We start from the raw sequence: 22511 nt of genomic DNA on the forward strand, positions 1-22511 counted from the left end.
CGGACAGCCCGAGGCGCGACCATCCCGCCGCAGACCTGAGCCGCCGACTACTCTGGAGAAGTGAGCACACAACGGGTTTTCGCCGCGCGCCTCGCCGGGTGCGCCGTCTTCGATCCCGTCGGCGACCGGCTCGGCAAGGTCCGGGATGTCGTCGTCGTGTACCGAAGTACCGCGGCGCCCCGCGTCATCGGTCTGGTCGTGGAGATCCCGGGACGCCGACAGGTGTTCCTCTCCATCGGACGCGTCACCTCGATCCGCGCCGGCCAGGTCATCAGCACGGGTCTGATCAACGTGCGACGGTTCTCTCCGCGCGCCGGCGAGGTGCGGGTGCTCGCCGAGATGCTCGGGCGACGCGTGAGCTTCGTCGACGGCAGCGGCACCGCGGTGATCGAAGACATCGCGATCGAGCCGAACCGCCTCGGCGAATGGGCGATCAGCCAGCTGTTCCTCCGCCGCCCGAAGACCAGCGCCTCCCCGTTCGCGAAGGGACCGACGACTTTCGCGGGGTGGAGCGAGGTCGCCGAGCAGCGTGCGCCCGGCGAGTCGCAGTCGGCCGAGCAGCTCGTCGCCTCGTACTCCGAGCTGCACGCCGCCGACCTCGCCAACACGCTCCTCGACCTTCCGCAGCAGCGCATGATCGAGGTCGCCGAGGAGCTGTCGGACGACCGCCTCGCCGACGCCCTCGAGGAGATGCCCGAAGACGAGCAGGTACACATCCTCGACCGGCTGGGCGACGAGCGCGCGGCCGACATCCTCGACCAGATGGAACCGGACGATGCGGCCGACCTTCTGGCCCAGCTGGCCCCGGACCGTCTGGAGCAGCTCCTCGAGCTCATGGAGCCGGAGGAGGCCGAGGACGTCAGGATGCTGCTGCGGTACGGACCCGACACCGCCGGCGGTCTGATGACCCCCGAGCCGATCATCCTGTCGGCCGATGCCACCGTCGCCGAGGCGCTGGCCCTGATCCGCCGCCATGAGCTGCACCCCGCACTGGCCGCCGCGGTGTTCGTGACGCTCCCGCCGTTCGAGACCCCCACCGGGCGCCTGCTCGGGCTCGTGCACTTCCAGCGGATGCTGCGCTACCCGCCGCACGAGCGGCTCGGCGCCATCCTCGACGACAGCCTCGAGCCCGTACCCGTCACCGCATCCGCCGCCGAGGTGGCGCGACTGCTGGCGAGCTACGACCTCGTCTCGCTCCCGGTGATCGATGCGGCGCACCGCCTCGTCGGAGCGATCAGCATCGACGACGTGCTCGACTACCTGCTCCCCGACGACTGGCGCTCGCACGACAGCGACGACAGCTCCCCCGCGAAGGAGATGCGCTGATGGCCCGGTCCCCGCGCCTCGACGCACCGGGCCGCACCACCACCCGCCCCAGGGCGACCTCTCGCGACCGCTTCGGGCGCTTCACCGAGTGGGTCGCTCGTGCGATGGGTACGCCGGCCTTCCTGCTGATCCTCAGCCTCTTCTGCGTGGTCTGGATCCTCTGGAACACGTTGATGCCCGACGAGCTGCGCTTCGACGACGCCGCCCTCGGATTCACGGCGTTGACTCTCATGCTCTCCCTGCAGGCCTCGTACGCCGCACCGCTCATCCTGCTCGCGCAGAACCGCCAGGACGACCGCGACCGGGTGCAGATCGAGCAGGACCGGCAGCGTGCCGAGCGCAACCTCGCCGACACCGAGTACCTCGCCCGAGAGATCGTCGCGCTGCGGATGTCGCTCGAAGAGCGCAACTCGCAGGCCGTCACCCGCGACGTGCTCAGGCAGGAGCTCAAGGCACTTCTCGCCGAGCTCGAAGACGCGCCGGACAAGACCCGACCCGGCACCGCCTCATGACGGCGGCCGAGCGCGTCCGATCGGCCGTCGCCGCCGTGACGGATCCGGAGCTGCGCCGACCCATCGGCGAACTCGACATGGTCCGCGAGATCTCCGTCGACGGCGACCGCGCCCGCGTCGGCATCGTGCTGACGATCGTCGGGTGCCCCGCGGCGGCCAGGATCGAAGCCGACGTGCGCGGTGCGGCCGCATCCGTTCCCGGCATCGCCGAGGTCGAGGTCGAGGTCGGCGTGATGACACCGGCCGAGCGCAAGGCGCTCACCGAGAAGCTCCGCGCGGGCAGACCCGCACGACACATGCCGTTCGGCCCCGACTCGCTCACCCGTGTGATCCTCGTCTCCAGCGGCAAGGGCGGCGTCGGCAAGTCGACGGTCACGGCCAACCTCGCCGTCGCCCTCGCCGATCAGGGACTGTCCGTCGGCCTCGTCGATGCGGATGTGCACGGGTTCTCGATCCCCGGGCTCCTCGGCATCCCGGCGGGTACCCAGCCGACCCGCATCGACGACCTGATGCTCCCCCCGGTCGCGCATGGCGTGAAGACGATCTCGATCGGGATGTTCCTCCGCGACGGCGAGTCCGTGGTGGCGTGGCGCGGACCGATGCTGCACCGCACGGTGTCGCAATTTCTCACCGACGTCTTCTTCGGGGATCTCGATGTGCTCCTGATCGACATGCCGCCGGGAACGGGCGACATCGCGATCTCGATCGGCCAGCTCCTCCCCCATGCGGAGGTGCTCGTCGTGACCACCCCGCAGACCGCCGCGGCCGAGGTCGCCATCCGCAGCGGTCTCGTCGCGCGTCAGACCGGTCAGCGCGTGATCGGAGTGATCGAGAACATGGCGGCGTACACGCTCCCCGACGGCACCCTGATCGACCTGTTCGGCTCCGGCGGGGGCGCGGCCGTCGCCGAGGCGCTCTCCGAGCCGGGAGCGACGGTCCCGCTGCTCGCTTCGATCCCCCTCAGCCCCGCTCTGCGTCAGGGCGGAGACGCGGGAGAGCCGATCGTCGGCGGCGGGACGACCGATGCCGCGGCCGCGACGATCCGCGACCTCGCGGCCACCCTCGCCCGGCAGGGCAGGGGCCTCTCCGGTCGATCGCTGCCGATGTCGATCGGCTGAGCGCGTGGGAGGATGAACGAGTGTCCCCACGCTCCCTGACCGTCGACGAGAGCCTGCTGCGACGGATGGCGCGCGACGCCGCGATCTATTCGCTGACCCGCCCGTCCGCCCTCGTGATGTGGTTCGCCCTCGCCGGTGCGCTGGTGCTCAGCATCCTCAATCTCAGCGCCCCCGTTGCAGCGGGGCAAGAAGCCCCGTTCGCCGCGGGCTGGATGCCTGTGATCATCGCCGGGCTCGCCGGCTTCGCCGTCTTCATGTCCATCTCGGGCGCCCGAACGGCCGTGCGGATCGCGATGCCGGTGGAGCAGGTGGTGTGGGTGGCCCTCGAAGACGACAGGCTGCAGGTGGGCAGCGGTCGCCGTCGATCCGACATCGACTACCGCACGTTCCAGAAGATGCACGTGGGCAAGGACGCCGTGCTGCTGAAGCTGCGTGACGCCTCGGTCGCCACCGCGATCCCCCGCGCCCTGCTCACGGACGACGACATCGCGACGCTCCGCTCCAAGATCTCCTAGCTCTCCCAGACCTCAGGCGACGACCTCCGAGGCTCAGGGCCGTCAGCGCGACGACGCCGGCGTCGACGGGCGACCAGGCGACGGAACAGGATGACGCCGGGGACGAGCACGACGATCAGCGGGCAGGCCACCGCGCCGAAGGCCAGGAGCGAACCGACGGCGAAGTCGCTGCCTCCGTTGCGACCGAGACCGACGGACCCGCGTGCGAAGGTGTCACCGGCGACCAGGAATTCACCGTCGTAGGTGTCCAGCGCGTCGACGCAGGTCACGGTGTGGATGCCGGCCTCGACTGAGGTGAACTGCGCGCTCTGCGCGAAGCCCAGCCGGGGCGTCATCCACCACAGCGTGTCGTCCCAGGTGAGCGACGGCGCGCCCGACAGCGGCAGTCCGACGCCATCCGGGCCGACCACCGCGCACTCCATCGTGCCCAGCGCCGCCGAGATCCCGTTGCCCCAGATGCCACCCCGCTCACCGGAATCGAGCCCCACCTCCGCGGAGCGCCCGAGCGGTGACGGAGCCGCGTCATCGACGGAGGCCGCGACCGGCAGCACCCAGAGGGTCCAGATCAGGACCGACACGCACGCGCACAGCGCGGCGAGCCAGAAGGCCACGGCGTCGCGATCGGCGAGCCGCCCTCGGGTCACGTGGCTTCAGGGTCGAAAGGCGGGCGATTGGTCGCGCTGAACTCCTGCGGAGCCACACGCGTGGGGGCGACGGTTCCGGCGATCGGCTCCGCGATCGTCTCGCGCGCCTGCATGGGAGTCGCGGGCTGAGGTTCCTCCATCAGCGCGTCGCGGATGATCCGGCGGGGGTCGTACTGACGAGGGTCGAGCTTGCGCCAATCGACGTCGTCGATCTCGGGCCCCATCTCCTCACGCACCCTCGTCTTGGTCGCGCGCAGGTACTCTCCGGCCTTGCGAACCATGCGGGAGAAGCTCTCCGCGGCCCGCGGCAGACGTTCGGGGCCGATGATCAGGACCGCGATGAGGCCGATCAGCAGCAGCTTCTCGAAAGTGAGCCCGAACGTCATCTCTACAGGCTACCGCCGCGCCTGCGGTCCCCGCACTCGCCGACCGAATACGCTGGAGAGGTTCACCGGGCAGGCAGGGAGAAACAGGCCATGAGCGAGTATGACGCGAACGCGCGTTTTCTGCGCGAGTCCATCGTGGAACCCGACGCCATCACCCGCGCCCGCGCACATGCGATCGAGCTGGGAGCGATGCCGATCAGCGCGGCCGTCGGTTCGCAGATCGCCGTGCTCGCCGCGGCGACCAGCGCCCGTTCCATCGTCGAGATCGGCACCGGCGCCGGCGTCTCCGGACTCTGGCTGCTGCGTGGAGCACCGCAGGCCGTGCTCACCTCGATCGACAACGAGCCGGAGCATCTCGCCGCGGCACGGCAGGCCTTCGCCGATGCGAAGATCCCGTCCACACGAGCCCGTTTCATCACTGGGCGAGCGATCGATGTGCTCCCCCGAATGAACGAGAACTCCTACGACATCGTGCTGGTGGACGCCGATCCCGAGCACGTCATCGAATACGTCGAGCACGGTCTGCGTCTCGCACGCACCGGGGGGCTCGTCCTCGTGCCCCGGGTGCTCGCAGGCGGCCGCGTCGCCGACCCCGTGCAGCGCGACGAGATCACCTCCGCCTACCGGTCCCTCGTGCAGGAGACGCAGGAGTCCTCGGCCGTCCTGGCCACGCTCTCCCCCGCCGGCGAAGGACTGCTGCAGCTGATCAGCCTCGCAGAGCGCGACTGACGCACGAACCTCGCGGGGCACAGGCACCGTTCGCAGACGAAAAGGGCGGTGGATCCGAGGATCCACCGCCCTTTTCGGATCCGCTCGAGCGGACCCAGGTCGATCAGGCCGGTGCCACGACGGCGGCAAGCACGTCGTGAAGCTCCTTGGCCTCGGCGTCGTTCACAGAGACGACCAGGCGGCCGCCGCCTTCGAGCGGAACGCGCACGATGATGAGTCGTCCTTCTTTCACGGCTTCCATAGGCCCGTCTCCGGTCCTCGGCTTCATCGCTGCCATCGTGGCTCCCTTTCCTCCGGTGGTATGGGATGAGTTTATCGGGTGTCACCGGGACCTGGAGGTCACGGAACAACAATTGGCTCGAGCTTCACGATCACGGCACCTGCCAGAACGTGCTCCCGAGCGCATATACGTGGTAGATCCAGAACCATTGTCCGACCAGACATGCGGCCAGCACCCCGATGCGCCAGAGGCGTGATCGAGGCACGGCGACCGCACCCCAGAGCGGGCTGAGGGGCAAGAGCAGACGGAAGGTGCTCGACTGCGGGAAGAAGACGGCGAGCAGATACAGCAGGTAACTCGCACTCCACAGCCGAAGATCCGCGCCGAGAGCCCGAACCTGCGGGGAGAACAGGAGCGCTGCAGACGCGCCGATGACCAGCACGGCGAGTACGAGCGGTCCCCACCACTGCGGCATCCCCCAGAGCGCGAACCAGAACTGCGACGCCTGGACCCATCCCTCGAACGGGATGAACCCCTCGACACCGCCGGTGATCCAATGCTGACGCCACGCGAGTTCGGTCGCGAGATACGCACCGGGGTCTCCCGTGACGATTCCCGCGATCGCCTGCCAGGCGAAGCCGGACGCGGTCGCGAGGGCGCCGAGAGCGAGGATGTGCGCGATCTCGCGTCCCGGGAGCGGATCCTGTGCGCGCCGGATCCAGCGCAGGACACCGTGCAGGCCCAGATAGAGGGCGAAGGCGAGGATCCCCGGGCGGGTGAAGGCCATCACCGGGATGAGGATGTACAACCAGACGTACCTGCGCCGGATCGTCGCATCGAGGGCCAGGAACAGCAGCAGAAGGAACAGGGTCTCGGCATAGCCGACCTGGAACATCGCCGCGATCGGCCCGGCGGCGAAGAACACCACGGCCCACATCGCCGCCGAGTTCCCGAGACGCTCGCGAAGCAGACGATGGAGCGCGAGACAGGCCAGGTACCCCGCCACGAGTGACAGCACGAGAGCCCCGGCTCCCCAGGACCCGAGCACGAACCCGATCCCCTTGGCTGCATATGCGAACACCGGCATGAATGCCCAGGCGTTCTCGACCACGTCGCCCGTGTCCGAGAGCGGCAGCTCGCTCGGATATCCGTTCTCGGCGACCAGCCAGTACCACTGCGCATCCCAGCCGAGGATGAAGTCGATGAGCCCGGCCCCCGCGCCGAAACGCGAGGACGAGGTCGACAGCGAAGCGGCGATGAGCAGGAACGCCGTCGTGACGACCCGTGCGCCGAGGTAGATGACGGCCACACGCAGCGCGACCGGTGCCATCGCCCAGCGGCGTGCGATGCTCAGCGCGACGTGAGCCATGCGCGAAGGCCCCGCTCCACGGCGTCGATCTGCGCGAGGGGAACGCGCTCCTCATCGTGGTGGGCGAGATGCGGGTCGCCGGGGCCGTAGTTCACCGCGGGGATCCCGAGCGCGGAGAAGCGTGCGACGTCGGTCCAGCCGTATTTCGGCCGGGGCTCTGCGCCGACGGCGGCCACGAACTGCTTCGCGATCTCGGCGTCGAGGCCGGGACGCGCACCCTCGGCGGCATCCGTGATCTCGATGTCGAAGCCGGCGAGGACTCCACGCAGATGGGCCTCGGCGTCGGCCGCCGACTTGCTCGGCGCGAACCGGTAGTTGACCTCGACCTCGCACGCGTCCGGGATCACGTTGCCCGCGACTCCACCCGCGATGCGCACCGCGCTCAAGCTCTCGCGGTACAGCAGCCCCTCGACCAGCACCTCCTTGGCGCGGTACTCCGCCAGCCGGGTGAGGATGGGCGCGGCGCGGTGGATCGCGTTCTCGCCGATCCAGGCGCGTGCGCTGTGGGCGCGCACGCCGCTCGTGCGCACGAGCGCGCGGAGAGTGCCGTTGCACCCGCCCTCGACCTCGCCGTTGGACGGCTCCCCCAGGATCGCGAAGTCGGCCTCGAAGAGATCGGGGCGCACGGCGGCGAGCAATCCGAGGCCGTTCTTCGAAGCCTCGATCTCCTCGTTGTCGTACCACATCCACGTGATGTCGATCGCGGGGTCGGTCAGTTCGGCCGCGAGCTTCAGCTGCACGGCGGTGCCCGCCTTCATGTCGACGGTGCCGCGCCCCCAGAGATAGGGCACCCCGTCGATCTCGATGTCGCGGGTCGGCAGGTTCGCATTGATCGGCACGGTGTCGATGTGACCGGCGATCGCGACGCGCTGTGCCCGGCCGCGGTCGGTGCGGGCGACGATCGTGTTCCCGTGACGGAAGACGTCGAGGTGCTCCAACGGCGTCACCGCCGCCTCGATCGCATCGGCCAAGCTCTTCTCCTCACCGGAGACGCTCGGGATATCGCAGATCGCACGGGTGAGGTCGACGGAGGACACGGTCAGATCGAGCACCATGGGTCAAGACTACTTACCCCGTCACGAGTGACGTCGCCATCCCTCGGGGGCGATAGCGTGGAGGGATGAGCGACGCACGCACTGTATGGGGTATCGGACTCACCACGATCGCCGGGGACGGCACCGTCCTCGATGCGTGGTACCCCGAGGTGCGGACAGGCGCCTCCACCTCCGACGAGGTCACCGTCGCCATCGCCGCACTCGAGCCCCTCGCCGGGCCCGACGAACGGCGGAACGTCACGCTCGAGGTCGTGCAGCTGGAGATCGACCTCGACGCCGCCCCGGCGTCGACCGCGGACGCCTACCTGCGTCTGCACGCACTCTCCCATCTGGTGGTGCGTCCCAACGAGCTGAATCTGGACGGCATCTTCGGGCACCTTCCGAACGTGGCCTGGACCAACGCCGGCCCCGTCCTTCCCGCGGATGCCGCTCGCCTGCGCCCGCACCTCCAGCGCGCCGGCATCCAGGTGCAGGGGCTCGACAAGTTCCCCCGCCTGACCGACTACGTGCAGCCTTCCGGCGTCCGCATCGCCGACGCCTCCCGTGTGCGTCTGGGCGCGTACCTCTCCCCCGGCACGACCGTCATGCACGAGGGGTTCGTCAACTTCAACGCCGGCACGCTGGGCGCGTCGATGGTCGAAGGACGCATCTCGCAGGGCGTTGTGGTCGGCGACGGCAGCGACATCGGCGGAGGCTCGTCGATCATGGGCACCCTCTCCGGCGGCGGAACGCACCGCGTGTCGATCGGAGCCCGCACGCTGCTCGGCGCGAACGCCGGCATCGGCATCTCGCTCGGTGACGACTGCGTCGTCGAGGCCGGGCTCTATGTCACGGCCGGCACCAAGATCGTCCTCGTCGACGGGCCCGTGACCGCCGATGGCGCACGCAAGAGCGTGAAGGGGGCCGAGCTCTCCGGTCACGATGGGGTGCTCTTCCGCCGGAACTCGCTCAGCGGTGCGGTGGAGGCCGTGCGTCGCGCCGGTGTGGGAGTGACGCTGAACGAGGCGCTGCACGCCTGAGAACGCAGCCCAGGGGACGCCTGCCCCGCTCCTGCAGGCGGCCGACGACCCGCGCGGAAGTCGACATGCAGCCGACGGCATGCACGCACTGGTAGACTGACGGAGTTGCGTGTACCGCCGGTCTCGTAACATCGTCGTCGTCACGGGGTCTCCGAGGACCGAAGCGAGCGGAACCGCTCCCACCACCAGCATCAGCTGGCCTTTCGAACGGCGAACCGATGCGCAATTCCTGCGCCGTCGCCCACCTCACCCCTTTATCTCGCGCCCTTCATTCGGGCGCTGACGGAGTTTCTGCATGTCTACTTTCCTTGAACTCGGCGTTCCCGCCGAGCTCGCCGCCGTTCTCGCCGATTCCGGCAAGACCGAGGCGTTCGCCATCCAGCGCGACACCCTTCCCGACTCCCTCGCCGGACGCGACCTCCTGGGTCGCGGACGCACGGGCAGCGGCAAGACCATCGCCTTCGCCCTGCCGCTCGTCGCGCGCCTCGCCGCTTCCGGCGGACAGCGCCGTGCCGGCCTCCCGCGCGGACTCGTCCTCGCCCCCACGCGTGAGCTCGCGACGCAGATCGCCGCGACCATCGCACCTCTCGCCGAGGCCGCGGGCCTGCGTGTCACGACCGTCTTCGGCGGCGTCAGCCAGCGTCCGCAGGAGCAGGCGCTGCGCGGCGGCATCGACATCGTCGTGGCCTGCCCCGGTCGACTCGAAGACCTCATGAAGCAGCAGGTGGTTCGCCTGAGCGCGATCGAGGTCACCGTGCTCGATGAGGCCGATCACATGGCCGACCTCGGCTTCCTGCCCGGCGTCACCCGCATCCTCACCGCGACCCCGGCCGGTGGACAGCGTCTGCTGTTCAGCGCGACCCTGGACCGCGGCATCGACACCCTCGCCCGCCGCTTCCTCTCGAACGCGGTCAGCCACGAGGTCGACGAGGAGAGCGTGCCCGTCGGCGAGATGACCCACCGTGTGCTGGTCGTCGACTCCACCGACAACAAGACCGCCCTCGTGCGCGAGCTCGCCTCGGGCACCGGTCGCCGCATCCTCTTCACCCGCACCAAGCACCAGGCGAAGAAGCTCGCGAAGCAGCTCACCGCCGCGGGGATCCCCGCCGTCGACCTGCACGGCAACCTGTCGCAGAATGCGCGCGAGCGCAACCTCGGCGCCTTCTCCGCCGCTCCCGAAGACGGCGGAGTGCGCGTGCTCGTGGCGACCGACGTCGCGGCGCGCGGCGTGCACGTCGACAACGTCGACCTCGTCGTCCACGTCGACCCGCCCGTCGAGCACAAGGCGTACCTGCACCGTTCCGGCCGCACCGCGCGTGCGGGTGCCGCGGGCACCGTCGTGACCGTCGTGCTCCCCGAGCAGCGCCGCGACGTCAAGGATCTCCTGCGCAAGGCCGCCATCTCGGCTCCGCTGGAAGACGTCACCACAGCGGCCGTCACCGCGCTGGTGCCCGAGCGCGCAGCGCATGTGCGCCCGGCCCCCGTGCAGGCTCCGCAGCAGCAGCGCCAGTCCTCCAAGCAGCGCCCCGCAGGCGGCGAGAAGAGCGGAGCGGCCAACCCGCCGTCGCGTCGCCGTCGTCGTCCCCGCGCCGGTGCTTCCGGCACGGGCGCAGGTGGTGGCTACTCCACGCAGAGCGGCTCCCGTCAGGGCGGCCGCAGCTCGCAGGGTCGCTGAACACTCGAGCCGCTGACTTCAGCTCAGCACGGCGCCCTCTCCGCTCGTCGGAGGGGGCGCCGTGCCGTTTCCCCGCGACGAATGCCGGGAATCCGAATCCACCGCGTCGCTGCCAGACGACGAAAGCGCCCCCTCCGTCGTGCGGAAGGGGCGCTTTCTCGTCTGGACTCAGCGCGTCGGGAAGGAACGCTCGGGCGCTCCTGTGTACAGCTGCTGCGGGCGACCGATCTTGGTCTGCGGGTCGAGCTGCAGCTCACGCCACTGCGCGAGCCAGCCCGGCAGACGGCCGATCGCGAACAGCACCGTGAACATGCGCGTCGGGAAGCCCATGGCCTTGTAGATGACGCCGGTGTAGAAGTCGACGTTCGGGTACAGGCGACGCTCGCGGAAGTAGTCGTCGGCCAGCGCGAGCTCCTCGAGCTCCTTCGCGAGGTCGAGCAGAGGGTCGGTGACGCCCAGGGAGGAGAGCACCTCGTCGGCGGCCTCCTTGACGAGCTTGGCGCGAGGGTCGTAGTTCTTGTAGACCCGGTGGCCGAAGCCCATCAGCTTCACGCCCTCTTCCTTGTTCTTCACGCGCTCGACGAAGCGAGCGACGCTCTGACCGGAGTCGCGGATCTGACCGAGCATGGTCAGCACGGCCTCGTTGGCACCGCCGTGGAGCGGGCCGGAGAGAGCCTGGATGCCGGCGGAGACCGACGCGAACTGGTTCGCGCCGGTGGAGCCCACCAGGCGGACCGTGGACGTGGAGGCGTTCTGCTCGTGGTCCTCGTGCAGGATGAGGAGCAGCTCAAGAGCCTTCGACATCACCGGGTTGACCTCGTACTCCTCGCTGTGCACACCGAAGTTCAGCTTCAGGAAGTTGTCGACGAAGCTCAGCGAGTTGTCCGGGTAGAGGAACGCCTGGCCGACGCTCTTCTTGTGCGCGTAGGCCGCGATCACAGGGAGCTTGGCGAGCATGCGCACCATGTTCAGCTCGACGTGCTCCGGGTTGTGCGGGTCTGTCTGCCCCTCGTAGTAGGTCGAGAGGGCGGCGACGGCCGAGGACAGCACCGACATGGGGTGCGCCGTGTGCGGCAGGGCCGAGAAGAAGCGCTTGAGGTCTTCGTGCAGCAGCGTGTGACGACGGATCTTCTCGTCGAACTCCGCGAGCTCGGAGGCGGACGGCAGCTCGCCGTAGATGAGGAGCCAGGCGACCTCGAGGTAGCTGGTGGAGCCCGCGAGCTGCTCGATCGGATAGCCGCGATACCGCAGGATGCCCTTGTCACCGTCGATAAAGGTGATCTCGGACTTCGTGGAGGCCGTGTTCACGAAACCGTAGTCCAGGCCCGTGTATCCGGTCTGTCGGGTCAGCGTCGAGAAATCGATGCTGTCGTGCCCTGCCGTGCCGCGCAGCACCGGGAATTCGGCGGTCGTGTCGCCGATCGTCAGCTTCGCCGTCTGGTCTGCCGCTGCACTCACGCGGACCTCCTCGTTGTGTCCGCCCCCGCTCGTCGCGGTGATGTCGAACAAGATCTTGATCAAGCCTGAACTGGCGATCTCACGGCGCTCAAGCGCCAGGTCGGGTCACGACCGAATCGCCTTTACAGCCTAGTAGTCACACAGGCCTACTGTGACATCCGCCAAACAGAAGCACCCTCCGAGGAGGGAACCTACATATCGGTTGCCATATCGGTTGTGGAGAGTCGACGCGCGGCCTCGCGGACGTGCGCGGTCGGCGCGGTGAGTGCGAGCCGGACATGCTGGGCGGAGTCGGCTCCGTAGAAGGGACCGGGGCCTGCGAGGATGCCGAGATCAGCGAGTCGCGCCATCGACTCCCAGGCGTCGCGCCCCTCGGTCGCCCAGAGGTACAGCCCCGCCTCGGAACCCTCGATGCGGAAGCCCGCCGCCTCCAGCGCAGGACGAAGGGCATCGCGACGCGCGCGGTAGAGCTCCTTCTGCACCGCGACGTGCTCATCGTCTCCGAGAGCGACCGCCATCGCGTGCTGCACCGGTGCGGGCGGCATCAGCCCGAGGTGCTTGCGTGCCGTGAGCAGCTCTCCCACGATGCGCGCACAGCCGGCCACGAACGCCGCACGGTATCCGGCGAGGTTGGACTGCTTGCTCAGGGAGTAGACGCTGAGCAGATTCGCACGGCTTCCGCCGGTCACCCGCGGGTCGAGGATCGAGGGGATCGGCTCGGTCGCCCACTCGCCGTCCCACCCCAGCTCGGCATAGCACTCATCGCTCGCCAGGACGGCTCCGAGCTCGCGGGCGCGGCTCACGGCTGCGGCGAGCTCGTCCACGGTCCAGGTGCGGCCGTCCGGGTTGCCCGGGGTGTTGATCCAGATGAGCTTGGTGCCCTCCGGCCAGTCCTGCGGGTCATCGGCGGGCAGGGGCGTGGCCCCCACGACGCGCGCACCGACCTCGTAGGTCGGATACGCCACGCGCGGGTGCACGACGATGTCGCCGGCCCCCAGACCGAGCAGAGTGGGCAGCAGCGCGACGAGCTCTTTCGAGCCGATCGTCGGGAGCACGTTGTCGACGCGGAGGTCGGGCACTCCCCTGCGTCTGGCGTACCAGTCCACGATGGCCTCGCGCAGCGTCGGCGTGCCGACCGTCTGCGGGTAGGCGTGGGCGTCCGTCGCCTCGGCCAGCGCACGCCGGATGATCTCGGGGGTCGGGTCGACGGGAGATCCGACCGACAGATCGATGAGCCCGTCCTGGTGCCTCTCGGCACGCTCACGGAACGGGACAACGGCGTCCCACGGGTAGTCGGCGAGGTCGCGGACGCTCACGAAGCGCGCCTACTCGCCCTGCGGCGGCAGAGCGGCGACGATCGGGTGGTCGAACGAGTAAACGCCGACCTTGGCGGCGCCGCCCGGGGACCCGATCTCGTCGAAGAACTCGACGTTGGCCTTGTAGTAGTCCTGCCACTCGTCGGGCAGATCGTCTTCGTAGTAGATGGCCTCGACGGGGCACACCGGCTCGCAGGCACCACAGTCGACGCACTCGTCGGGATGGATGTACAACGAGCGTTCACCCTCGTAGATGCAGTCAACGGGGCACTCGTCGATGCAGGCGCGGTCCTTGACATCGACGCACGGGAGGGCGATCACATACGTCACCCCCTCAGTCTACGACTCGCGAGCCTCGGGTTCTTGCGCGGGTGCCTCCGTGCGCACGGGAAGACGTCGCACCGAGGGCCAGGCGATCACGAGCAGCACGATTCCGGCCACCAGGTAGGTCCAGATCTGCCCCGCGAACGACGCGGGCACGACGACGGAGCCTCCGGGACCCTCGCCCGAGATCAGCACCAGCATGCCGATCATCCCCAGCCCCGCTGCCACGGCGGCACCGCGGTCGTGCGTGAGCGCGCGCACGGCGATCAGGATGGCCGCGCAGGCGATCGCGGCGACGATCATGCCGACCGGGATCGGACCCCACATCACGCTGTGGCTGATCGTGCCGGCGATGCCGTAGACACCGCCCACCAGGGCGGCAGCGATCCACGACAACACTCTCGACATCCAGCTCACGCGCACCTGTCGATCCTACCGAGGAGGCCCGCACGATCCCGATCAGAACCTGGCAGGGTCAGGCCGCGACTCCGAACAGACGAAGGAGGGCGGCCACCACCGCAGCCGCCACCACGACCACGAGGAAGGACTGCCGCAGCCACAGCAGCCCGCCCGCGACCAGCAGAGCGGGCACGCGCGCATCCACGGTGATCGCCTGCCCGTCCCCCAAGGTCTGCACAGCCACGAGAGCCGCCAGGAGCGCCACCGTCAGAAGATCAGAGATGCGGGCCGTGCGCGGCGCCTCGAGCACCCGGGGCGGCACCAGGTAGCCGGCAGCCTTGAGGGCGAGGCATATCACCGCCGCGAGGAGGATGGCGCTCCAGAGAGTCATGACGTCGCCTCCGGTCCCGCGTCGGTCGTCTCGACCGATGTCGCAGGCCGCCCCATCCAGTTGAACCAGCCGACGGCGATCGCGACCACCGCGGCGACGAGTACCGGAAGTCCGGGCATCAGCATCGGGGTGAAGGCCGCGGCGACCACAGCCGCGGCGATGCCGACCACGACGGCCTGACGCTGGCGGAGTCTCGGCCACAGCAGAGCGAGGAATGCCGCAGCCGCCGCCGCATCCAGCCCCCAGGCCTTGGGGTCGCCGAGCACGTCGCCCACGAGTGCCCCGACGAGGGTGGTGATGTTCCAGCCGACGAAGACGCCGATCCCCGTCACCCAGAATCCGACCTGCCGCAGCCGCGGATCGCTCTGCGAGATCGCCACCGCCGTCGACTCGTCGATCGTGAAGTGCGCCGCAGCCGCCTTGCGCACGGGCCCTCCCCCGATGATCGGCGACATCCGCATGCCGTAGGCGACGTTGCGCACCCCGAGAAGCGCCGCCGAGGCGATTGCCGAGGGCAGCGCGGCGACGCCGCCCGCAGTGAAGACGCCGACGAAGGCGAACTGGGATCCTCCGGTGAACATCAGCAGGCTCAGCACGCACGTCTGCCAGACGTCGAGACCCGAGGCCACGGCGAGGGCGCCGAAAGAGATGCCGTAGGCACTGGTCGCGAGAACGACGCCGAGCGACTCGCGCCAGACCTCACGCTCGGCGGTCATCACACACCACTCGAACCACTGTTCGCTTCACTGAACACATGATCATAATTCTGAACACCAGCGCACGGATAGTCAAGCGAACGAACGTTTGACATGATGAACACATGGAGGAACTTCGCACACGCATCGCCCGCACCCTGCGTCGGGAGCGAGAGGCGGCGAGTCTGTCGGTGTCCGAGCTCGCTCGACGAGCCGGCATCTCCAAGGCGACGGTGTCCCAGCTCGAGAGCGGAGCAGGCAACCCCAGCGTCGAGACGCTGTGGGCGCTCGGCGTGGCGCTCGGCGTACCCTTCGCCGTGCTGGTCGATCAGCAGGCCAACGCGCCGACCCTCATCCGCGCAGACGACCTCGCGGGCGTTCCGTCCTCCGCAGCCGCGTACAGCGCGACGTTGCTGTCTGCGAGCCCTCCCGGCGCCCGCCGTGACATCTACCTGATCCAGGCCGAGCCGGGCGACGCCCGCCGCTCCGACCCCCATCACCCCGGGACGATCGAGCACGTGATCATGATGACGGGACAGGCACGGATCGGCCCGGTCGACGAGCCCGCGCTGCTGGGCCCTGGCGACTACCTCACCTACGCCGGAGATGCTCCGCACATCTTCGAGGCGACCGCGCCCGGCACCAGCGCGGTGCTCATCTCCGAGCTGCGCTGAGCGTCACTCCGACCCGGCCGCCGGCGACGGGTCGGGGATCTCGTGCGGCCGATACTGCGGGAGCCGCGAAGCCGGGAGGATCGCCAGCGCGCTGATACCCGCGAGCAGGAGCAGGCCGAGCTTGAGAGTGCCGAGCCGGGACTCCTCGTTCACGGCGACGGCTGCGTCGACCTGTTCCGGCGTCGCGTCCGTGGCCTCGAGCGCGGCACGGAGATCGTCGTTGCTGACGAAGTTGAGGTTGTCCATGTCGACCTGTGCGACGAGTGACGGCGGAAGCTCGGGGTGCTCGACGACAGCGCGACCGATGCTGAGCCCGAGAAGAGAGACCAGCAGCGCCCCTGCGAGCGCGGTACCGACGGCCGAGGCGAGGTTCTGCGTGGTGCCGCGCAGCGAACCCACGTCTCCGGCGAGTTCGGCGGGGGCCGCCGTCACGAGGACGTTGAACACCAGCGTCACCAGCGCGCCCTGTCCGATGCCGAAGACGATGAGCCCGGCGATCGTCGGGATGGTCTCCCAGTTGTTGTTCACGACGAACGACAACCACACCAGCGCGACCGTGGTGAGGATGAAGCCGACCACGCCGATCGTCCGCGGCGGGAAGCGCCGGTACAGCCGCACCACGAGCGTGGCCGTGACGAAGACGGTGAGGTTGAACGGCATCATCGCCATCGAGGTGTCGAACGGGGTCCTGCCCTGCACGATCTGGATGTAGAGCGGGATCGTGAAGTTCACGCACGCCTCCAGGGCGACCACGATGAACATGGCATACACGGCGGCCCGCTCACGCGACGAGCCGAGCACGCTCAGATCGATCAGGGGAACCCTCCCCTCCGACATCCGTCTCCGCGTCCACAGGAAGAAGGCCTGCCCGAGTACCAGCCCCACCACGATGAAGACGGGGGCAGGCGAGAGCCCGATGACGTTGAAGGGGGCGTCGGCCGTCGCCGCCACGGCACCCCAGGAGTTCAGGTTGTTGAACCCGAGCGTCAGCAGCACGATCGCCGCGCCGATGAGGAGTGAGGCGACGAGGTCGATGCGGATCGACGCGTCTCCGCGATCGCCGCGCAGGGTGAAGCTCAGTGCGAAGACGACGACGGCGATCCCCAGCACGATGAAGAACATCGGCCGCCAGCCGACCAGGGTCCCCAGGGTGCCGCCGATCAGGAAGGCGCTGACACCCGAGATCGCGCGCGCCGAACCGATGGCGCCGATGGCGGTCGCCTGCTGCTGGCCGCGGTAGTTCTCGGCGATGAGTGCCACGATCGACGGCACGATGATCGCTGCGGCCGCGCCGGCGACGGCCTGTCCGGCGATCGCCCACCACACCGTGGGCGCCAGGATCATCATCACCGAGGAGGCCGCGAACAGCGCGATCACGATCCGGAAGATGAGCACCCAGCCGATCCTCTGACCGAGCTTCGCGCCTGTCATCACGAGCGCGGCCACGGCGAGCCCGTACATGACGATCGTCGTGCTCGCGACCGTGGGCGGGACGCCGAACTCGCTCACCATGCCGCCGAGGGAGATCGGCAGCGCGGCGACGTTGAACGACATCAGCACCTGTGCGAGGAACAGGCTGACCATCGGGAACCACGAGGTCTTGGTCTGCTCCGGCTGCGTCTGGGTCATGACTGCTCCTGCGGTGCGGGTGAGGGTGCGGTCGCGGAGGCTTCACGACGCGCCGGGGCCGAGGCGAAGAGGTTCAGCCCCAGAACACGTGACAGGTACCCGATGGCCATCTGCGAGCGGATGGAGTTCCCGGCCTCGTCCAGTCGCGGCGAGAATCCGGCAACCGCGCCCTTGCCGGGTGCGACAGCGACGATGCCGCCGGCGACACCGGACTTCGCCGGGAGCCCGATCTCGAACAGCCAGTCGCCGGATCGTTCGTACAACCCCGTCGACGCGACGACAGCGAGAGTGTCGCGGCACACCTCTTCCGAGACCACCCGCTCTCCGGTGACCGGATTCACTCCCCCGTCGGCGAGCGTCGCCCCCATCACAGCGAGATCGTGAGCCGTGACGCTCAAGGCGCACTGACGCGTGTAGACGTCGACCACCTCGTCGGGATCGCCCGACAGCCGACCATAGCTGCGCAGCAGACGACCGAGAGCGCGATTGCGGTCGTTCGTCTGCGCTTCCGATGCGTAGACCACCCCGTCGAGACTCAGCGGACGCCCGGCGAAGGCGGAGAGCCCCTCACGAACGCGCTCCCACTGCTCGACCGCGGTGGCGCCGGGTATGAGGGCGGTCGTGGCGATCGCACCGGCGTTGACCATCGGATTCATCGGATGCCCGTCGTTGAGCTCGACCGCCACGACGGAGTTGAAGGCGAGTCCGGTGTTGTTCACGCCGACGATGTCGCGCACGCGCTCATGGCCGTGCTCCTGGATCGCCAGGGCGTAGACGAACATCTTCGAGATCGACTGGATGGAGAAAGGATGCAGAGCGTCGCCGGCATCGTGCAGCCCGCCACCGACCTCGATCACCGCCAGACCGAAGAGCTCCGGATCGACCTCGGCGAGCACGGGGATGTAGTCGGCGACGGTGCCGCCGCGTTCCCCGCGATAGCGGGAGTGCGCGTCGCGCACGATCTCCTCGACGCGATCCCACCCCGGCAGGGAGCCGGTGGAGACCTCCTGCGGCACATCGCGCCACGCTGCCGGGTCGAGCACATCTCCTCCTCGGATCCGTGACGCCCCCAGGTCGTCAGAGTCACCGTAGCGCTCGACGCCCGCCGATGGCTAGAGAATCCTCGGGAGCACGGGCGGGGATCAGTACCAGTTCATGGCCTGCGAATGCGCCCATGCGCTGCACGGAGTGCCGTACACCGACGAGATGTATCCCAGTCCCCAGGCGACCTGAGTGGCGGCGTTCGTCTGCCAGTCGGATCCGGCTGACGCCATCTTGCTGCCGGGAAGCGCCTGCGGGATGCCGGTGGCACCGCTCGGGTTGTACGCCTGGTAGTTCCAGCCGGACTCCTTGTTCCACAGGGAGTTCAGGCAGGAGAACTGATCGCCGCCCCATCCGTAGGTGCTCGACATGATCTGCTGCGCGGAGGCCTTGGCGCCCTCCGGCGTATTGGCTGCGGCCAGCGCGGCCGCCGCCTGCTGCTCCGCGGCGGCCTGCGCTGCCGCCTGCTCCGCCGCTATCCTCGCAGCCTCTTCCTCCGCCTGCTTCTGCTGCGCCGCGGTGAGTGCACTGCTCAGCTCTGCGGTATCGGCGACGACGTCCGCCGTCTCCTCTTCCGCCTTGTCGGCGAGGATGCCCACCAGAAGCACCGGAGTCACGTCGCTGTCATCCAGCTTGTCGATGTGGCTGACGAGGTCGGAGGTGTCGATCGTCGTGACGACGCCGACGTCGAGCCCGGAGGCGACGACCTCGGACTCCAGCGTCTCGGCCGCCGCCACAGCGCCCTTCGCCTGCGCCAGGGTCGTCGAGGCGTCTTCCGTGATCTGCGCGAGCGGCTCGGCGCCGGCGAGGGCGGGAGCGGTGACGGCGGACGCGGCGTTCATGGCACCTACGGCGGGGGTGGAGGCGAGGCCGACGCTCAAGGTGATGCCGACGAGGGCGGCCGAGGCGACGCCGAGGATGGTCATCGGGCGGTGCGCGGCGTTTCGGGCCGAGGCTGCCGCGGAGGCGCGCCGAAGCGCACGGGTCTTGTGAAGCATGGGTTCGACTTTCGGGTGGTCGTACGCCCTTGCAGGAGACTCATCGGGAGCTCGTCCCAGGCGCAAGTGAACCACTCTGAACCATGAACCTGAACGAAAACCATCCCTCACCTGGGATTTACATGAGAAGAGGGCCCCATGCTCGCCTTTCGGCGGCACGAGGCCCTCTCACTCGGAGCATCTCCGAGACGGGTCTCAGACGTTCGCGTCCTGGCGCTTCAGGCGGGCGGTCTCACGCGCACGAGTGTTCGCGTCGAGGTTCACCTTGCGGATGCGGACGACCTCGGGGGTCACCTCGACGCACTCGTCGTCGCGGGCGAACTCGAGGCTCTCCTCCAGAGTGAGCTGGCGCGGAGGCGTCATCGACTCGAAGGTGTCGGAGCTCGCCGCACGCATGTTGGTGAGCTTCTTCTCCTTGGTGATGTTGACGTCCATGTCGTCGGCGCGGGAGTTCTCGCCGATGACCATGCCCTCGTAGACCTCCTGCGTGGGCTGCACGAAGAACGACATGCGCTCCTGCAGGGCGATCATGGCGAACGGAGTGACGACACCCTGACGGTCGGCGACGATCGAGCCGTTCTGACGCGTCGTGATGGAACCGGCCCACGGCTCGTAGCCGTGCGAGATCGCGTTCGCGATGCCGGTGCCGCGGGTGGTGGTCAGGAACTCGCTGCGGAAGCCGATCAGGCCGCGCGACGGAACGATGAACTCCATGCGCACCCAGCCGGTGCCGTGGTTGGTCATGTTCTCCATGCGACCCTTGCGGTTCGCGAGCAGCTGGGTGATCGCTCCGAGGTGCTCCTCCGGAGTGTCGATGGTCAGGTGCTCGAACGGCTCGTAGGTCTTGCCGTCGATCTTCTTCGTGACCACCTGCGGCTTGCCGACGGTGAGCTCGAAGCCCTCGCGGCGCATGTTCTCGACGAGGATGGCGAGCGCGAGCTCTCCACGGCCCTGCACCTCCCACGCATCCGGACGCCCGATGTCGACGACCTTGAGCGACACGTTGCCGATGAGCTCCTTGTCGAGACGGTCCTTGACCATGCGAGCGGTGAGCTTGTGGCCCTTGACCTTGCCCATGAGGGGCGAGGTGTTGGTGCCGATGGTCATCGAGATGGCGGGGTCGTCGACGGTGATGGCCGGCAGCGGACGCACGTCTTCGGGGTCGGCGATGGTCTCGCCGATCGTGATGTTCTCGAAGCCGGCGATGGCGACGATGTCGCCGGGGCCGGCGGAATCGGCGGGGTAGCGCTCGAGGGCACGGGTCTTCAGCAGCTCGGTGATGCGCGCGTTCTGGTGGGTGCCGTCGGCGCGGACCCAGGCCACGGTCTGGCCCTTCTTCAGCGTGCCGTTGAAGACGCGCAGCAGTGCGAGACGGCCGAGGAACGGGCTGGAGTCGAGGTTGGTGACCCAGGCCTGCAGCGGGTGCTCGTCGTCGTACGCGGGCGCGGGAACGTGCTCGAGGATCGCCTCGAACAGCGGCTCGAGATCGTCGTTGTCCGGCAGCGATCCGTCGGCGGGACGGTTCTGCGATGCGGCACCGGCACGACCGGAGGCGTAGACGACCGGCACGTCGAGGAGAGCGTCGACATCGAGGTCGGGCACATCGTCGACCAGGTCGGAGGCGAGACCCAGCAGCAGGTCGTGCGCCTCTTCCTCGACCTCCGCGATGCGGGCGTCGGGGCGGTCGGTCTTGTTGACCAGGAGGATGACGGGGAGCTTGGCCTCGAGCGCCTTGCGCAGCACGAAGCGGGTCTGCGGCAGCGGGCCCTCACTCGCGTCGACGAGCAGCACGACACCGTCGACCATGGACAGGCCGCGCTCGACCTCGCCACCGAAGTCGGCGTGACCGGGGGTGTCGATCACGTTGATCGTGATCTCCTTGCCCTGGGCGTGCTTGCCCTTGTACGTGATCGCCGTGTTCTTGGCGAGGATCGTGATGCCCTTCTCACGTTCCAGATCGTTCGAGTCCATGGCGCGCTCGTCGACGTGAGCGTGTTCGCCGAAGGAGCCCGTCTGACGCAGCATGGCGTCGACGAGAGTGGTCTTGCCGTGGTCGACGTGCGCCACGATCGCGACGTTGCGGAGGTCAGAACGGAGGGCGTGCGCCATACAGGTGTCCTAAAAGATGTGGGGTTTCGCCGGGAAGCCGACGTTCCAGGATAACGCAAGCTCAGGGCTTGTTCCTGAAAAGCAGGTCGTAGCATCGAGATCGTGACCCGACCGCAGGCTCCGTGGGACCTCCCCGACCTCTCCCCCGCCCCGTCCCGTGCCCGGCTGTGGGTGGAGATCGCGATCGTCCTGGCTCTCGGCCTCGGCCAGTCCGCCGTGTACGCGATCGTGCAGCTCGCCTACCGCCTCACCGACGAGGTGCCGCTCGCCGAGCAGGTGGCGAAGCTCAATCCCTCGCGAAGCGACAGGGAGATCTTCGACCTCATCTACCAGGTACTCGCGATCGGCTTCTCGCTCGTGCCCGTGCTGCTGGTGTGCTTCCTGTTGTGGCAGTCCGGACGCCCGCACCTGGCGCGACTCGGGCTCGACGGCACGGGGGTCGCGAAGGATGCAGGTCGCGGTGTCCTCCTCGTCCTGGCGATCGGCATCCCCGGCCTCGGCCTCTACCTCGCCGGCCGGGCTCTCGGGCTCACGGTCGCGATCGACCCCGCCGGGATCGACGCCTACTGGTGGACCGTGCCGGTGCTGCTGCTGGCAGCGGCGCGGGCATCGCTGCAGGAGGAGTTCGTCCTGCTCGGATACCTCTTCACGCGGCTCCGGCAGCTCGGCTGGAGTCCGTGGACGATCATCGTCTCCACGTCGGTCCTGCGGGCCAGCTACCACCTCTACCAGGGGTATCCGGCGTTCATCGGCAACCTCGCGATGGGCCTGCTCTTCGGATGGCTGTATCAGAGGACGGGCCGGCTGATGCCGTTCCTCGTGGCGCACTTCGTCATCGACGCCGCCGCGTTCGTGGGATATCCGTGGGCGGCGGCCACCTGGCCCGAGCTGTTCGGGTTGCCTGGCTGA

At 68.8% G+C, this 22511-nt stretch carries 24 protein-coding genes; 9 read left to right on the top strand and 15 right to left on the bottom strand.

The features are described from left to right. Positions 1 to 60: 60 nt before the first annotated feature. From ASD13_RS00210 to ASD13_RS00225, 4 genes are read left to right on the top strand one after another with little or no spacing between them, the layout of a single operon-like run. On the top strand, positions 61 to 1326 hold the full coding sequence (locus ASD13_RS00210; protein ID WP_055864397.1) for a magnesium transporter MgtE N-terminal domain-containing protein: 1266 nt from the start codon (positions 61 to 63) through the stop codon (positions 1324 to 1326). Then, positions 1326 to 1838, top strand: coding sequence for a DUF1003 domain-containing protein (locus tag ASD13_RS00215; RefSeq protein WP_055864400.1), 513 nt, complete (start codon positions 1326 to 1328; stop codon positions 1836 to 1838). Before ASD13_RS00210 ends, ASD13_RS00215 begins: the two co-directional genes overlap by 1 nt. Next, complete coding sequence (locus ASD13_RS00220; RefSeq protein ID WP_055864403.1) at positions 1835 to 2956, top strand: Mrp/NBP35 family ATP-binding protein; 1122 nt, start codon at positions 1835 to 1837, stop codon at positions 2954 to 2956. Before ASD13_RS00215 ends, ASD13_RS00220 begins: the two co-directional genes overlap by 4 nt. Positions 2957 to 2976: 20 nt before the next feature. Continuing rightward, positions 2977 to 3471, top strand: coding sequence for a YcxB family protein (locus tag ASD13_RS00225; RefSeq protein ID WP_055864406.1), 495 nt, complete (start codon positions 2977 to 2979; stop codon positions 3469 to 3471). On the opposite strand, the gene ASD13_RS00230 is transcribed toward ASD13_RS00225, so the two are convergent. Together ASD13_RS00230 and ASD13_RS00235 are read right to left on the bottom strand one after the other, a co-directional pair. Beyond that, positions 3468 to 4115 carry a hypothetical protein gene (locus ASD13_RS00230; RefSeq protein WP_055864409.1) on the bottom strand — a complete coding sequence of 216 codons (648 nt, stop codon included), beginning with the start codon at positions 4113 to 4115 and terminating at the stop codon, positions 3468 to 3470. The two genes, ASD13_RS00225 and ASD13_RS00230, sit on opposite strands and share 4 nt — an antisense overlap. After that, on the bottom strand, positions 4112 to 4501 hold the full coding sequence (locus tag ASD13_RS00235; RefSeq protein WP_055864411.1) for a twin-arginine translocase TatA/TatE family subunit: 390 nt from the start codon (positions 4499 to 4501) through the stop codon (positions 4112 to 4114). The genes ASD13_RS00230 and ASD13_RS00235 overlap by 4 nt, the downstream gene beginning before the upstream one ends. Before the next feature lie 90 nt (positions 4502 to 4591). On the opposite strand from ASD13_RS00235, the gene ASD13_RS00240 reads away from it, so the two are divergent. Then, positions 4592 to 5230, top strand: coding sequence for an O-methyltransferase (locus ASD13_RS00240; protein ID WP_055864414.1), 639 nt, complete (start codon positions 4592 to 4594; stop codon positions 5228 to 5230). Between the two features lie 103 nt (positions 5231 to 5333). Here the strand turns inward: ASD13_RS00240 and ASD13_RS17085 are convergent, their stop codons facing one another. The 3 genes from ASD13_RS17085 to dapE form a co-directional block, all read right to left on the bottom strand. Then, positions 5334 to 5507: a DUF3117 domain-containing protein gene (locus ASD13_RS17085; protein ID WP_017203323.1), complete on the bottom strand. Its 174-nt coding sequence runs from the start codon at positions 5505 to 5507 to the stop codon at positions 5334 to 5336. 94 nt (positions 5508 to 5601) lie between these two features. Then, positions 5602 to 6819 carry a hypothetical protein gene (locus tag ASD13_RS00245; protein WP_055864417.1) on the bottom strand — a complete coding sequence of 406 codons (1218 nt, stop codon included), beginning with the start codon at positions 6817 to 6819 and terminating at the stop codon, positions 5602 to 5604. After that, positions 6801 to 7874 (bottom strand): succinyl-diaminopimelate desuccinylase, encoded by a 1074-nt coding sequence (dapE, locus tag ASD13_RS00250; RefSeq protein WP_055864421.1) that lies wholly within the window; start codon positions 7872 to 7874, stop codon positions 6801 to 6803. Before dapE ends, ASD13_RS00245 begins: the two co-directional genes overlap by 19 nt. Before the next feature lie 65 nt (positions 7875 to 7939). Here dapE and dapD point away from each other — a divergent pair, with 65 nt between their 5' ends. Together dapD and ASD13_RS00260 are read left to right on the top strand one after the other, a co-directional pair. Further along, positions 7940 to 8893 (top strand): 2,3,4,5-tetrahydropyridine-2,6-dicarboxylate N-succinyltransferase, encoded by a 954-nt coding sequence (dapD, locus tag ASD13_RS00255; protein ID WP_055864425.1) that lies wholly within the window; start codon positions 7940 to 7942, stop codon positions 8891 to 8893. Positions 8894 to 9188: 295 nt separating this feature from the next. Further along, on the top strand, positions 9189 to 10568 hold the full coding sequence (locus ASD13_RS00260; protein ID WP_055864429.1) for a DEAD/DEAH box helicase: 1380 nt from the start codon (positions 9189 to 9191) through the stop codon (positions 10566 to 10568). Between the two features lie 168 nt (positions 10569 to 10736). Here ASD13_RS00260 and ASD13_RS00265 read toward each other — a convergent pair whose 3' ends face one another. The 6 genes from ASD13_RS00265 to ASD13_RS00290 form a co-directional block, all read right to left on the bottom strand. After that, positions 10737 to 12026 (bottom strand): citrate synthase, encoded by a 1290-nt coding sequence (locus ASD13_RS00265; RefSeq protein WP_055866746.1) that lies wholly within the window; start codon positions 12024 to 12026, stop codon positions 10737 to 10739. 191 nt (positions 12027 to 12217) lie between these two features. Next, the gene (gene dapC, locus ASD13_RS00270) at positions 12218 to 13342 is read right to left on the bottom strand and encodes a succinyldiaminopimelate transaminase (RefSeq protein WP_055864434.1); all 1125 of its coding nucleotides are present in this window, start codon (positions 13340 to 13342) and stop codon (positions 12218 to 12220) included. A 9-nt stretch (positions 13343 to 13351) separates the two neighbouring features. After that, complete coding sequence (gene fdxA, locus ASD13_RS00275) at positions 13352 to 13672, bottom strand: ferredoxin (protein WP_045263079.1); 321 nt, start codon at positions 13670 to 13672, stop codon at positions 13352 to 13354. Positions 13673 to 13681: 9 nt separating this feature from the next. Then, positions 13682 to 14089 (bottom strand): hypothetical protein, encoded by a 408-nt coding sequence (locus tag ASD13_RS00280; RefSeq protein WP_055864437.1) that lies wholly within the window; start codon positions 14087 to 14089, stop codon positions 13682 to 13684. A 52-nt stretch (positions 14090 to 14141) separates the two neighbouring features. Further along, positions 14142 to 14456: an AzlD domain-containing protein gene (locus tag ASD13_RS00285; RefSeq protein WP_055864439.1), complete on the bottom strand. Its 315-nt coding sequence runs from the start codon at positions 14454 to 14456 to the stop codon at positions 14142 to 14144. Beyond that, on the bottom strand, positions 14453 to 15172 hold the full coding sequence (locus ASD13_RS00290) for an AzlC family ABC transporter permease (RefSeq protein ID WP_055864442.1): 720 nt from the start codon (positions 15170 to 15172) through the stop codon (positions 14453 to 14455). The genes ASD13_RS00285 and ASD13_RS00290 overlap by 4 nt, the downstream gene beginning before the upstream one ends. A 104-nt stretch (positions 15173 to 15276) precedes the next feature. Here ASD13_RS00290 and ASD13_RS00295 point away from each other — a divergent pair, with 104 nt between their 5' ends. Continuing rightward, on the top strand, positions 15277 to 15825 hold the full coding sequence (locus tag ASD13_RS00295; RefSeq protein ID WP_055864445.1) for a helix-turn-helix domain-containing protein: 549 nt from the start codon (positions 15277 to 15279) through the stop codon (positions 15823 to 15825). Between the two features lie 3 nt (positions 15826 to 15828). On the opposite strand, the gene ASD13_RS00300 is transcribed toward ASD13_RS00295, so the two are convergent. The 4 genes from ASD13_RS00300 to typA form a co-directional block, all read right to left on the bottom strand. Next, positions 15829 to 17454: an MFS transporter gene (locus ASD13_RS00300; RefSeq protein ID WP_055864448.1), complete on the bottom strand. Its 1626-nt coding sequence runs from the start codon at positions 17452 to 17454 to the stop codon at positions 15829 to 15831. Then, a complete protein-coding gene (gene glsA, locus ASD13_RS00305) occupies positions 17451 to 18497 on the bottom strand; it encodes a glutaminase A (protein WP_055864451.1) in 1047 nt (348 codons plus the stop codon). Before glsA ends, ASD13_RS00300 begins: the two co-directional genes overlap by 4 nt. Positions 18498 to 18596: 99 nt before the next feature. Then, the gene (locus tag ASD13_RS00310) at positions 18597 to 19493 is read right to left on the bottom strand and encodes a hypothetical protein (RefSeq protein WP_055864454.1); all 897 of its coding nucleotides are present in this window, start codon (positions 19491 to 19493) and stop codon (positions 18597 to 18599) included. Positions 19494 to 19688: 195 nt separating this feature from the next. Further along, on the bottom strand, positions 19689 to 21602 hold the full coding sequence (gene typA, locus ASD13_RS00315) for a translational GTPase TypA (RefSeq protein WP_053095568.1): 1914 nt from the start codon (positions 21600 to 21602) through the stop codon (positions 19689 to 19691). Positions 21603 to 21704: 102 nt separating this feature from the next. Between typA and ASD13_RS00320 the strand changes: the two genes are divergently transcribed. Beyond that, entirely contained in the window at positions 21705 to 22511 is an 807-nt protein-coding gene (locus ASD13_RS00320; RefSeq protein WP_055864457.1) for a CPBP family intramembrane glutamic endopeptidase, read from the top strand.

The organism is Microbacterium sp. Root1433D1, from assembly GCF_001426835.1.
Taxonomy (GTDB): Bacteria; Actinomycetota; Actinomycetes; order Actinomycetales; family Microbacteriaceae; genus Microbacterium; species Microbacterium maritypicum.